The sequence below is a fragment of the Ruegeria sp. YTSC199 genome (assembly GCF_059609725.1).
In genome coordinates, this window is record NZ_JBXWMF010000002.1 from 52,758 (window position 1) to 65,746 (window position 12,989).

Genomic DNA, 12,989 nt, shown 5'->3' on the forward strand with positions numbered 1-12,989 from the left:
CATGTCCAAAACTCAACGTACTCGCGAAATCTGCGCCCTTGCGCCGATTGTGCCCGTTCTGGTCGTCGATGATGCCGAACACGCTCGTCCCTTGGCCGAGGCGCTGGTCGCCGGTGGGCTGCCCGCGCTGGAAGTCACGCTGCGCACACCTGCGGCTCTGGACGTGATCCGCGAGATGGCGCAGGTGCCCGGCGGCGTCGTAGGCGCAGGCACACTGGTCACCCCCGAGGACGTCCGCGCCGCCAAAGAGGCTGGCGCGCAGTTTGGCGTCTCACCCGGTGCAACCAATGCTCTGATCGCCGCCTGTGAGGCCGAAGGCCTGCCATTGCTGCCCGGTGCTGCCACGGCCAGCGAGGCGATGCGCCTGCTGGAGCAGGGATACGACATGCTGAAATTTTTCCCAGCCGAAGCGTCGGGTGGCGCGCCTGCTCTGAAGGCAATCGGCGCACCTCTGCCCCAGATCACCTTCTGCCCCACAGGCGGCGTGTCGCCCGCAAATGCGCGGGATTACTTGTCGCTGTCGAATGTTGTCTGCGCTGGCGGTAGCTGGGTTGCGCCCAAACAGATGGTTCTGGATGGCGACTGGACCGGGATCGAAACACTCGCCCGTGAGGCCGCCAAGCTGATGGATTGACGCCACCTTTTGCTTCGCTAGGGTGGGCGTCAATTGACACAGGTTGACCCCATGACAAACCATATCTCTCTCGTGCAGGGGCGCGAGTATCTGGCTATTCCCGGCCCGTCGGTCATGCCCGATGCGGTTCTGCAGGCCATGCACCGTCCGTCGCCCAATATCTATGACGGTGAATTGATCGAGATGATGCCCGCCCTAACGCGCGACCTGCGCCGCGTGGCCCGGACTGAACACAGCGTCGCCATCTATATCGCCAATGGCCACGGCACATGGGAGGCGGCGCTGTCGAACGTGATCGCCGCCGGGGAAACCGTGCTGGCGCCAGCCTCGGGCCGCTTCACCCATGGCTGGGCCGAAATGGCCAAGGCAATCGGTGCCAAGGTCGAGCTGATCGATTTCGGTACGTCTGCGCCGTGGGATATGGAGCGCATCGCGGATACTCTGCGTGCAGACACCGGGCACCGGATCAAGGCGGTTTTGGCTGTGCATGTGGACACTTCAAGTTCGATCCGCAACGACATTCCGGCGCTGAGGGCGTTGCTGGACGAACTGAAGCACCCGGCGCTGTTGATGGCGGACTGTATTGCCTCGCTGGGTTGCGACCGGTTCGAAATGGACGCCTGGGGCGTCGATGTCATGGTCACCGCTTGCCAAAAGGGACTGATGACTCCGGCCGGCGTTGGCTTTGTCTTCTTCAACGACAAAGCGCAGGCGAAGCGGGTCGAAATGCCGCGAGTCTCTCAGTATTGGGACTGGCAGCCGCGCGTGAACCCGGACCTGTTCTATCAGTATTTCAACGGTACTGCGCCGACGCATCACCTGTATGGCCTGCGCGCTGCACTGGACATGATCCACGCGGAAGGCATCGAGCATGTCTGGGCGCGCCACGAACGCCTTGCCACCGCGATCTGGACAGCCTGTGAAACCTGGGCCGAAGGTGGCGCGTTACATCTGAACGTCGCTGATCGCGCTCATCGCAGCCACGCCGTCACCACCCTGTGCCTGACGGATGAGCGCGGCACGCCATTGCGCCAGTTTACCGAAGCGCAGATGGGCCTGACGCTGGGTATCGGCCTTGGCATGGAGGACTGGAACGGCTTTTTCCGTCTCGGCCATATGGGCCACGTGAACGGTCAGATGGTGATGGCGATGTTGGGGGGGATGGAGACCGCAATGGCCGCGCTGAGCATCCCGCGCAGCAAAGGTGCGCTTGAGGCCGCAGCCGCCGTTCTATCCCAATGAGGCATAGGTCCCTTTTACCGCGTGTCTTCCCGCGCTGTCGCTAAGGCATTCGGCAGCGCGGCGGCGAAGGCGTCCAGATCTGCCGCTTCTCCACAGCTGACACGGATACACCGGTTCTGGGGGGCGGCGGAGGGCATGCGCACAAAGATACCCTGCGCCACTAGTGCTTCCAGCACCGCCTTGGCAAAAGTGCCATCCCGTCCGCAATCAATGGCAACAAAGTTTGTGGCCGAGGGCAGGGGCTCTAGCTCGTTGTCTCGCGCGATCTGGTTGATCCGGTCGCGGGCCGCGCGGATGCGCTCCTGCACATGAGCCAGCCATTCAGTATCCTGCAACGCAGCCAGCGCGCCTGCTTGCGCGGCTCGGTTCATTCCGAAATGGTTGCGGACCTTGTTGAAGGCTTCGATCAGCCCCTGCGCGCCAATCGCATAGCCAACCCGCGCCCCGGCCATGCCGAAGACCTTGGAAAACGTGCGCATCCGGATCACGCGCGGATCATCCGCCGAGAACGGGGCTGCGGTACCTTCGGGCGCGCATTCTACATAGGCCTCGTCCAGCACCAGCAGGCATCCTGTGGGCAGGGCATCCATCGCTTTGACGATTTCAGCACCGCTGTGCCAGCTGCCCATCGGGTTGTCGGGGTTGGCCAGGTAGACCAGCTTTGCATCCACTTCAGCTGCTTTGGCGAACAACGCCGCAGGGTCCTCGTGGTCGCCCAGATAGGACACCTTGTGTAACACGCCGCCAAATCCCGCGACGTGGTAGTTGAAGGTGGGGTAAGCCCCGTCCGAAGTGACAACCGCATCGCCCGGCCCAGCCAGCAACCGTACGAGATATCCCAACAGGCCATCAATGCCTTCGCCTACCACGATGTTTTCCGGCTTTGCCCCGTGGTGATCCGCAAGCGCGTGGCACAGGTCATGATTCTCGGGGTCGCCGTACATCCAGATATCTGTCGCCGCCATTGCCTCGATTGCACGGGGTGAGGGGCCGAAGATACTCTCATTCGCGCCAAGCCGAGCCACAAAGGGCGCGCCGCGCTGACGCTCTTGGGTCTCGGGCCCGATAAAGGGCACGGTTGTGGGCAGTGACAGGGCAAGCGGGGTATAGCGTAGGTCAGTCATGCAGCGAGATAAACCCATGGCCCCCTGTCAGGCAACCACCTGCATGAGAGCCGTCAGACCTGCCCCGACGTAGAGGTGGAAGGTCGCCAAAGTTCCGGGCATGGTTAAAACAACGGAATTTGGGAGGTTCGCATGACACGCGTATCCGTCGAATACAAAGATCACATTGCCCATGTCACACTGACGCGCGGTGACAAGATGAACGCGCTGGATGACGCGATGGTCAAGGCGCTGCAGTCCGCCGGACAGGAGGTCGCGGCCTCGGATGCGCGTGCCGTGGTTCTGTCGGGTGAGGGCAAGAGCTTTTGCGCCGGGCTCGACATGGCCAGCTTTGCCAAGATGGCCCATATGGACCCGACCGAATGGCTGATGGCTCGCAGCCACGGCGATGCCAACGAGATGCAGGAACTGGCCTTGGTCTGGCGGCGCGTGCCGGTGCCTGTGATCTGCGCCATTCAGGGCGTTGCCTATGGTGGTGGTCTGCAAATCGCACTGGGCGCAGACATCCGCATTGCACACCCCGAGGCCAAGCTGGCGGTGATGGAAATGAAATGGGGCATCATTCCGGACATGGGGGGGATGGTCCTGTTGCCGCAACTCGTGCGATCGGACGTGCTGCGTTTGCTGACCTACACCGCGCGTCCTATTGGCGCGCAGCAGGCGGCGGATTGGGGGCTGGTCACAAAACTTTCGGATGACCCCCTGACCGAGGCGCAGGCGTTGGCCGAAGAGATCGCGGGCCAAAGCCCTTCGGCCATCCGGGCTGCCAAACGCCTGATCGAAGTGGCCGAGACCAAGCCCCGCGCCGAGGTTCTGATGGAGGAATCTGCTGAACAGGTCGAACTGATTGGCAAGCCCGATCAGATGGAGGTCGTGATGGCGCAGATGCAGGGCCGCAAGCCCGAGTTCAAGTAATCAGCGCATAAAAGTCCGCCGCGCGTCGCGTGCCATATTGTATCGCATCTCAAGGTCCGCGATCCGGGCCATGGCGGCTTTGCGTTCATTCGGGTCGGTCAGGCCGGCATAGTTCTTTCGCGCCGAGTCCAGCCTTTTCTTGATCTCGAACTCTTCGGGAAGGACCCCGGCCTGTGCCATGATCCGATGGCTGGCTGCAATTGCGGGGTCACTTTGCGCTTCGCTGGAGCGGTCTGGCAGAGGTCGACCTTCGCCTTCGAGCCCCTGCAAGAGGCCCTCGGACTGTGCCTTTTTGATCTGACGTTCGATCAGTTTTCCCAGCGATCCAAACATGGAGGGAGGATATCGCAACCATTTCAGCTTTGAAAGCGGCTACCGTGCCCGACGTGTCACAAGATAGACAATCCCGCCTGCCAACAATCCCCAGACAGCCGCCCCCAGACCAAAGGCCGAAATACCGGAGGCTGTGATGGCAAAGGTCAGAATTGCAGCTTCTCTTTCGGCAGGCACCTCAAGTGCCGCGTGGGTTGCATTGGCCAAGACCCCGATCAGCGCGATCCCCGTCAATGTACCCATCAGCAGAGGATCGGCATGTACCGCAAAACCGGTAATCGCCACCGCGAAGATGCCGAACAGGCAATAGAAAACACCCGCCATCACGGCCGACCAATAGCGTTGGGCTGGATCGGCGTGGCTGTCCTCGTTGGAACACATCGCGGCAGTGATGGCGGCGAGGCAGGTGGCTGGAGCGCCAAACGGGGCTGACACAATGCTGGCCGCACCCACCGAAGAAAACAGCCTGCCAGGCGCGGGCGTATAACCAAAGCTTCGCATCACCGCGATGCCCGGGATGTTCTGAGTGGCCATAGTTACAATGAAAAGCGGGATTCCGATGCCGATGACGGAAGCCAGCGAGAAGGTCGGCGTCGTCCAGACCGGTGCGGCCATCAGATGAGAAGGCGCAACCGATGTATCGCCTGCGTTCAGGACCACAACAATCGCTGCAGCGATCACCGCCGCCGGGACGGCGAACAGTCGATTGATACGCCCGGCGATGAACCACGTCAGGATCACTGGCAAAGCTTGCCAGGGCAGATCAACGGCTGCCTTGAACGGGACGATGCACAGGGGCAGCAGAACGCCTCCCAGCATTGCCTGTGCCAGCGTCGTCGGAATTGCTGCGGCCAACCGCCCCAATGGGCGCCAAAGCCCGGCCAGCACGGTCAGCGCGCCCGCACACAGGAACGCCCCTACGGCGTCGGAGAAGCCCGCCGCGGGCATCGCGGACACAGCCAACAGCGCGACGCCCGGCGTCGACCACGCGACGCTTATGGGTTGTCGGTACCACAGGCTGAGGCCGATGCCCGCCAACCCCATGGCAACGGCGGCCATCATCAGCCCTGAGGCGGATTCCGACGGTGACGCCCCCATGGCGGCCAACCCCTGTAACACGATGGGGAATGAGCTGAAGAACCCGACAATAGCCACAACCAGCCCGGTCGAGACGGTTTGGATCGGCGGAATTGTGCGTGCCATTCTGACCTCGGGGCTTGCCACCGGCAATTGCTAGCAAGGGTTAGGCTTTGGGGGCAAGTCCCTGCGTAAAAAGAAAACCCCACCGCCGGATTGGGAAGTGGGGTTTGGATTTAGGTAATGTTGGAAAGAGGAAGATCAGGCGATTTCGGCCAGACGGGCGAGCGCCTCGTTCAGTTTCTCTTCTTCCTCTTCGCGGGCGGCAAGGTTGGCTTTGGCTTCGGCGACAACCTCTTCCGGGGCCGAGGCCACGAATTTGGGGTTGTTCAGACGTCCGCGCAGACCGCCGAGTTCTTTGGCGAGCTTACCCTTGGCTTTCTCCAACCGCTCCTTTTCTGCACCGATATCGATGATATCCGCCAGCGGCAGACCAAAGGACGCGCCGGGGGCAGCGATGGAGATGGTGCCTTTTGGCAGTTCATCTGCCTTGGTCAGGCTGTCGATCCGCGCCAAGCGCTTGATCAGCGCCTCGTTGCGGTCCCAGGCGGCTTGGCCGTTGGCGTCGATCTCGGTCACCAGCATCGGCACATAGAGGCCCGCCGGAACCCGCATCTGCGCGCGGGCCGAGCGGGTGTTTTCGATCACCGAGATCACCCAGTTCATCTCACGATCCGCATTCGCGTCGATCAGGTCACCGGCGGCGTAGGTCGGCCAGTCTGCGTGGACCACCATTTTTGCGCGGTTGCCGGTGAGGCCCCAGAGCTCTTCGGTGACAAATGGCATGATCGGGTGCAGCAGAACCATGCACTGATCCAGAACCCAGCGCATGGTGGCGCGGGTCTCGGCCTGCGCATCGGCGTCGTCGCCCTGCAGCAGTGGTTTGGAGAGTTCCACGTACCAGTCGCAAACCTTGCCCCAGACAAAGGCATAAAGCCCGTTGGCCGCGTCGTTGAAGCGATAGCTTTCCAGCGCCGCATCAACCTCTTCTCGTACACGGGCGGTTTCGCCGATGATCCAACGGTTCACGGCGGCCTTGGGTTTCAGGTTGGCCACGTCCAGTTGCGGCACGGCGTCGGTGAAGACCTCATTCATCTCGGCAAAGCGGACGGCATTCCAAAGCTTGGTGCCGAAGTTGCGATAGCCGGTGATGCGTTCGCGGGACAGTTTTAGCACGCCGCCGATCGCCGCCATCGAGGCATTGGTAAAGCGCAGTGCGTCGGCACCGAATTCGTCCACGATCTCCAGCGGGTCGATGACGTTGCCGGTGGTCTTGGACATCTTCTTGCCCTTCTCGTCGCGGACGAGCTGGTGCAGGTAGACGGTGTGGAACGGGATCTCGTTCACCACGGCCAGTTGCATCATCATCATCCGGGCGACCCAGAAGAACAGGATGTCGAAGCCGGTGATCAGAACGTCCGTGGGAAAGTAGCGCTCCAACTCCTCGGTCTGCTCGGGCCAGCCCAGCGTGCCGATGGGCCAAAGGCCGGACGAGAACCAGGTGTCGAGGACGTCTGGGTCGCGCCAAACCGGATAAACCAGCTTGGTCGGGTCTTGTTCTACTGCGTATTGGGCAAGGCTTTCAGCGAACTGATGGATTGCTTCCTGCTTGTCGGCGACTTCGATCACAGTCGCGTGGCTCAGCGGGCTCGGAATGTTTGCGTTGTCGTCGAGGAATTTTTCGGTAACTGCCTCAAGGCTCGCTGCGCATTCCATGACATTGCCACGGTGCAGCATGCCGCCTTCGTTCAGCAAACGGCCCAACTCGACCAGATCAAGGTCACCGTCATTTTCGTCGTCTTTGAAATCTTCGGCCGACAGATCGAGGCCATACCAAACTGGAATCTGATGCCCCCACCATAGCTGGCGCGAGATACACCAGGGCTCGATGTTTTCCAGCCAGTGGTAATATGTCTTCTCGCCCGACTCGGGGATGATCTTGACCGTGCCTTCCTTGACCGCATCCAGCGCGGGGCCGACGACCTTTTCGGCGTCGACGAACCACTGGTCTGTAAACATCGGTTCGATCACGACCTTCGAGCGGTCGCCGAAGGGCTGCATGATCGGTTTGCTCTCGACCAGCGCGACTTGCTTGTCTGCGCCTTCGTGATCCGGCTTCAACGCGGCCGAACCCAGACGCGGATCATCCGCGCGGGTCATTACAGCCAAACCATCAGCGGTGATCTCTTCAACCACCTTTGCGCGTGCCTCGAACCGGTCGAGCGCGCGCAGGTGATCGGGGACCAAGTTGATCGCGTCGATCTCGTTCTCGGTGAATTCGCGCCCGCGCGCAAATTCCTGCGCCTTGACTGCTTCGTCGGCATAGGGCGCGCCATCGGCCCGCATCGCACCTTTGGTGTCCATCAGGCGGTACATCGGGATGCCGCCGCGCTTAGCCACCATGTTGTCGTTGAAGTCATGCGCGCCGGTGATCTTCACTGCGCCTGATCCGAAATCGGGATCGGGATAGTCATCAGTGATGATCGGAATCTGACGGCGATGCTCTTTCGGGCCAACAGGGATTTCGCAGAGTTTCCCTACGATTGGCGCGTACCGCTCATCTGAAGGGTGAACGGCCACCGCGCCGTCGCCCAGCATGGTTTCGGGGCGGGTCGTGGCGATCGAGATGTAGTCGCGCTCTTCCTCAAGGATAACGTTCCCGTCCTCGTCCTTTTCGACATAGGTATAGGTCTCGCCCCCGGCCAGCGGGTATTTGAAGTGCCACATGTGGCCCGCGACTTCGATATTCTCGACCTCCAAATCCGAGATGGCGGTCTCGAAATGCGGGTCCCAGTTGACCAGACGCTTGCCGCGATAGATCAGGCCCTTTTCGTACATGTCGACGAAAACCTTGATCACGGCGTCATGGAAATTGGCAGAGTTCTCATGCCCCGTGTGCGGGTCGCGCGGCGCACCGGCCATGGTAAAAGCATTGCGCGACCAATCGCAGGAGGAGCCCAGACGCTTCAACTGCTCAATGATCGTGCCGCCATATTCGCCCTTCCATTCCCAGACCTTGTCCAGAAAGGCCTCGCGCCCCAACTCGTTGCGACCGGGCTGCTGGGTGGCGGCCAGCATCTTTTCCACCTGCATCTGCGTGGCGATACCGGCGTGGTCCTGACCGGGCTGCCACAGCGTGTCGAACCCACGCATCCGGTGCCAGCGGATCAGAATATCCTGCAGCGTGTTGTTGAACGCGTGACCCACGTGCAGCGCGCCTGTCACATTGGGCGGCGGGATCATGATGGTAAAGCTCTCGTCGCGTGATTTGTTCGCGCCTGCCTTGAAGGCTCCGGCCTGTTCCCAGGCCTTGTAGATGCGGGCCTCGGCCTCGGCCGCGTTGAATGTCTTTTCCATCGCCATGGGTGCGTCCTGCGTCATCAATCTCGGGTCAGCGCCTGCAATAACGAATGCGCAAGGGAAGGGGAAGGGCCAAGGGAGCAGAGTTGGACGCACTGGACAACGAACCGGTGCCACCTAATGTCGCCTGTGAGGCAGCGACAGGAGCATCCCATGGACAAGTTCGGAAAAAGCCAGCCAGTCAAGCGGGTCGAGGATCAGCGGTTTCTGACCGGACAGGGGCGGTACATGGATGATGATGTACCAGGTGACGCGCTGTTTACTGCCTTCTTCCGCAGCCCGGTTGCGCATGGCCGGATCACCGCATTGGATCTGGACGCCGCGCGAGAGGCGGACGGCGTGCGGCTGGTCATGATGCTGGATGATCTGGTCGGGGCGGGGATCGATACTGTGATGAACGCGGCGACGGTGACCAATCGGGATGGGTCCAAGGCGGCGGCACCGGACCGGCATATGCTGGCGAAAGACCGGGTGCGGTTTGTCGGCGAGCCGGTGGCGGTGGTGATTGCCGAAACCCCGATGCAGGCGCGCGATGCGGTTGAGATGATCTGGTTAGAGACCGACGACCTGCGCGCCAAGCTGGATATCGACGCCGGAGGGGAGGTGCTGCACCTCGAAGCCCCTGACAACCGCGCCTTTGACTGGGGGTTGGGGGATGAAGCGGCGACCGAGGCTGCGTTCCAGCAGGCTGCTCATACCGTTTCGCTGAACGTGGCAGACAATCGGGTGATCATCACCTCGCTCGAACCACGCGGCTGTCAGGCGCATTGGGTGGATGGGAGGTTGCAGTTTGCTTACGGCGGTCAGGGTGTCTGGGCCATGCGGGCGCAACTGGCACAAAAGCTAAAGCTGGAGACTGAGGCGATCCGCGTCACTACCCCCGATGTGGGTGGTGGGTTCGGCATGAAGGTGATGCCGTATCCCGAGTATTTCTGTGTCGCCGTGGCCGCGATGAAGCTGGGCCAGCCCGTCCACTGGATGTCTGACCGGTCCGAAGCGATGTTGTCGGACCATCACGGCCGCGATCTGACCTCGCTGGCCGAACTGGCCTTTGACGCCGATCACCGGATCACCGCCTACCGGGTCCACAGCAAGGTCAACCTGGGCGCTTACAACAGCCATTTCGCTCAGGCGATCCAGACCGACCTGTTCAGCAAGGTTCTGATGGGGGTTTATGACGTTCAGACGACCTATATGCGGGTCGAGGGGTTTTACACCAACACCACGCAGGTCGATGCCTATCGTGGTGCTGGGCGACCCGAGGCGATCTATGTGCTTGAGCGGTTGATGGATCGCGCGGCACGTGAACTAGGGGTCGATCCGTGGGAGCTGCGGCGCAAGAACTTCATCCGGCCCGAGAAGTTTCCCTACACGTCCGCCACTGGCGAGACCTATGACGTCGGCGATTTCAACATGGTCCTGACCCGTGTGGGCGAACAGACTCAGGGCTTTGCCGAACGCAAGGCCGCCGATGCCGAGCGTGGCCTGATCCGGGGGCAGGGCCTCTGTTTCTATATCGAAAGCATTCTGGGTGACCCTTCCGAGAACGCAAAGATCGCATTCTGCGAGGATGGGACCGTGAACCTTTACGTCGGGACACAGTCAAACGGGCAGGGGCATGAGACAGCCTATACCCAGTTCCTGTCGAACCAGACGGGCATTCCCATGAACCGGATCACCATCATTCAGGGCGACAGCGACCAGCTGCTCCACGGGGGCGGCACCGGTGGGTCGCGTTCGGTCACGGTGCAAAGCACGGCGGCATTGGCCACATTCGACGTCATGATCGCCGCATTCACGCCCTATCTGGCCGATAAGATGGGGGTCGAGGAGACAGACGTGAGCTTTGATCACGAAACATTCCGCGCGCCCGGATCAAACCTGACACCGACCCTGACCGAGGCGGCTGAGATGGCTCGCGCCGATGGCCGCACCGATCTGCTGCAACACGAAGCACGCGCCAACCTCGATGCGCGCAGCTATCCCAACGGGGCGCATGTTGCCGAAATTGTTATCGATTCCTACACTGGTGAAACATGGGTGGACCACTATACAGTCGTTGATGATTTTGGTAACCTAATCAACCCGATGCTGGCCGAAGGGCAGGTGCATGGCGGTGTGGTTCAGGGCATTGGGCAGGCCTTGACCGAGCATGTTGTGCATGATGCGCAAGGGCAACTGCTCACGGCTTCGTTGATGGACTACGACTTGCCCCGCGCGGCCGAGATACCCATGATAAAGTTTACCTCGGCGCCGGTTCCGTCAACTTCCAACCCGATGGGGATGAAAGGCTGCGGAGAGGCCGGCACTGTGGGCGCGCTGGCAGCTGTGGCAAACGCGGTTCAGGATGCGCTTTGGGATCACGGGGTGCGGCAGGCGGATATGCCTTTCACACCCAACAGAGTATGGGAATTGCTGACACATGGTTCTGTCGCGGCTGAGTAGAAAGGTACTGGGTTGGCTCGGACGGCCTCTGCGGTCCGAACACTCGGCCGAGGCGCTGCACCGCGAGCCTGTCAGCCATGTCATCATCCTCGACGGCACCATGTCGACTTTGGAGCCGGGATTTGAAACCCATGCGGGGCGGACTTTCCGCCTGTGCCAGGAAATGGGCGGTAAGGTCTCGGTGTTCTACGAAGCGGGCGTGCAGTGGGAAAGCTGGAAATCCTCGCTGGACGTGATGATGGGGCGCGGCATCAACCGCCAGATCCGTCGCGCCTATGGCTACCTCGCGTCGCGCTACAAACCCGGTGACCGGATTTTCTTTATTGGCTACTCGCGTGGCGCCTACGGGGTGCGCAGCCTTGCTGGTGTGATTGACATGATTGGCCTGCTCAAGGCCGAGCATGCCACTGTGCGCAATATCAAACAGGCCTACCGCCACTATGAATGCAATCCTAACGGCACCGCAGCCCGGGATTTCCGTCGTCAGTTTTGTCATGAGGAAATCGCCATTGAGATGATCGGCGTCTGGGACACGGTCAAGGCGCTGGGCCTGCGCCTGCCCCTGATGTGGCGCTGGGCTGAGGACAAACACGCTTTCCACAACCATCAACTCGGTCCTGCCACCCGGCACGGCTATCAAGCCATGGCGCTGGACGAAACGCGTGAAGTTTATGAACCGGTTCTGTGGGAGTGTACCTCTGATTTCGATGGTCACGTCGAACAGGTCTGGTTTCGTGGCACCCACGGCGATGTCGGTGGGCAACTGAACGGGTTCGAGGACGCGCGGCCACTCAGCAACATTTCCCTGATCTGGATGCTGGATAAGGCGGAACTGCACGGTTTGCCATTGCCCGAAGGCTGGCGCGATCGGTTCCCGACCGCAACCACTGCGCCTTCGGTTGGAACCTGGCGCGGCTGGGGTAAGATTTTCCTGCTGCGCAAGCACCGGAAAATCGGGCGCGATCCGTCAGAACGCCTGCATGTCTCGGTCGCACCAAATGAGTTGCCTGGCTGGGTGCCGATGCCGGATTTGCCGTCCCATCCGGCGCAGTAGGGATCAGCTCGGATCGCAGGCGTTTCTGACGGGTTCGATCAATGCATCCGGGCGTTCAATTAGATCGAACCGCCATCGTCTTGGAGACCAGTTATAAAACCTTTGCTCTTCGGGATGGCCAGCGATCATCAGACCGTGAAGGTACCATTCTGAAGTCGACTTGTATCCGGTTTTTGTTGTGTAGAATGAGAATCCACGCAGCCCGTGCAGGTATTCGATCGGGGAGTTTTCCGAATGTTCGGCTATACAATAGGGTGAGCCATCTGCGATTAGCCGTGCTTGTATCAGGACCATCGGAACCGTCAGCAGGGACCAGAGTGCGGCCAGAGACGAGATCAGTATCCCGATTTTCGCAACCCGTGATGGGTGTGGTTTCCCATCACGACCCGACCAAATGAGAAAGCTGGACGCGATGGCCATCGTCAAGCTGATCCCATGCCATAGTCGAGTGTCCGAAAACAGGGCAAGAACGCCGGATGCCAGCGTCAGCAGCAGTCCAATCACGACTGACAAGATTGCCAGAATTGTGGCTGGGAGACGCGGGATTGAACACATCCCCAACAAGGGGAATCCGCCAATACATATGGGTAGGGCGGGGCTGAGCCAAACGAGAAAATACAAACCTTGAAGGACCAGTAACAGGGCTTTTCCGTCGGTGTTTGCTCCGAATAATTGCGAGTCAAACGGTTGCATATAGGCAGCAAAGATCAGCAGAGCGTAGGCTAAGAACAGGACCTTGTACTTT

Annotated in this window: 10 protein-coding genes; 5 read left to right on the forward strand and 5 right to left on the reverse strand. The window is 60.8% G+C overall.

What is annotated here, in order from left to right; all coding sequences use genetic code 11:
* Position 1 precedes the first annotated feature (1 nt).
* Positions 2 to 634 carry a bifunctional 4-hydroxy-2-oxoglutarate aldolase/2-dehydro-3-deoxy-phosphogluconate aldolase gene (locus AC2FEE_RS01935; RefSeq protein WP_496862698.1) on the forward strand — a complete coding sequence of 211 codons (633 nt, stop codon included), beginning with the start codon at positions 2 to 4 and terminating at the stop codon, positions 632 to 634.
* Positions 635 to 685: 51 nt separating this feature from the next.
* Positions 686 to 1,876 carry a pyridoxal-phosphate-dependent aminotransferase family protein gene (locus AC2FEE_RS01940; RefSeq protein WP_496862699.1) on the forward strand — a complete coding sequence of 397 codons (1,191 nt, stop codon included), beginning with the start codon at positions 686 to 688 and terminating at the stop codon, positions 1,874 to 1,876.
* Between the two features lie 14 nt (positions 1,877 to 1,890).
* On the opposite strand, the gene AC2FEE_RS01945 is transcribed toward AC2FEE_RS01940, so the two are convergent.
* Complete coding sequence (locus AC2FEE_RS01945; protein ID WP_496862701.1) at positions 1,891 to 3,000, reverse strand: pyridoxal phosphate-dependent aminotransferase; 1,110 nt, start codon at positions 2,998 to 3,000, stop codon at positions 1,891 to 1,893.
* A gap of 132 nt (positions 3,001 to 3,132) precedes the next feature.
* Between AC2FEE_RS01945 and AC2FEE_RS01950 the strand changes: the two genes are divergently transcribed.
* Complete coding sequence (locus tag AC2FEE_RS01950) at positions 3,133 to 3,915, forward strand: crotonase/enoyl-CoA hydratase family protein (protein ID WP_496862702.1); 783 nt, start codon at positions 3,133 to 3,135, stop codon at positions 3,913 to 3,915.
* On the opposite strand, the gene AC2FEE_RS01955 is transcribed toward AC2FEE_RS01950, so the two are convergent.
* From AC2FEE_RS01955 to AC2FEE_RS01965, 3 genes are all read right to left on the reverse strand, one after another.
* Positions 3,916 to 4,248, reverse strand: a complete 333-nt coding sequence (locus AC2FEE_RS01955) for a DnaJ family domain-containing protein (RefSeq protein ID WP_496862703.1) — start codon at positions 4,246 to 4,248, stop codon at positions 3,916 to 3,918. It lies immediately after the preceding gene.
* Positions 4,249 to 4,287: 39 nt separating this feature from the next.
* On the reverse strand, positions 4,288 to 5,451 hold the full coding sequence (locus AC2FEE_RS01960) for a benzoate/H(+) symporter BenE family transporter (RefSeq protein WP_496862705.1): 1,164 nt from the start codon (positions 5,449 to 5,451) through the stop codon (positions 4,288 to 4,290).
* 135 nt (positions 5,452 to 5,586) lie between these two features.
* Positions 5,587 to 8,748 (reverse strand): valine--tRNA ligase, encoded by a 3,162-nt coding sequence (locus AC2FEE_RS01965; RefSeq protein ID WP_496863024.1) that lies wholly within the window; start codon positions 8,746 to 8,748, stop codon positions 5,587 to 5,589.
* 150 nt (positions 8,749 to 8,898) lie between these two features.
* Between AC2FEE_RS01965 and AC2FEE_RS01970 the strand changes: the two genes are divergently transcribed.
* Both AC2FEE_RS01970 and AC2FEE_RS01975 read left to right on the forward strand, forming a co-directional pair.
* Positions 8,899 to 11,190, forward strand: a complete 2,292-nt coding sequence (locus AC2FEE_RS01970) for a xanthine dehydrogenase family protein molybdopterin-binding subunit (protein ID WP_496862706.1) — start codon at positions 8,899 to 8,901, stop codon at positions 11,188 to 11,190.
* Positions 11,168 to 12,244, forward strand: a complete 1,077-nt coding sequence (locus tag AC2FEE_RS01975) for a T6SS phospholipase effector Tle1-like catalytic domain-containing protein (RefSeq protein ID WP_496862707.1) — start codon at positions 11,168 to 11,170, stop codon at positions 12,242 to 12,244. The genes AC2FEE_RS01970 and AC2FEE_RS01975 overlap by 23 nt, the downstream gene beginning before the upstream one ends.
* Before the next feature lie 3 nt (positions 12,245 to 12,247).
* On the opposite strand, the gene AC2FEE_RS01980 is transcribed toward AC2FEE_RS01975, so the two are convergent.
* Positions 12,248 to 12,748, reverse strand: a complete 501-nt coding sequence (locus tag AC2FEE_RS01980; RefSeq protein ID WP_496862708.1) for a hypothetical protein — start codon at positions 12,746 to 12,748, stop codon at positions 12,248 to 12,250.
* Positions 12,749 to 12,989: the final 241 nt, after the last annotated feature.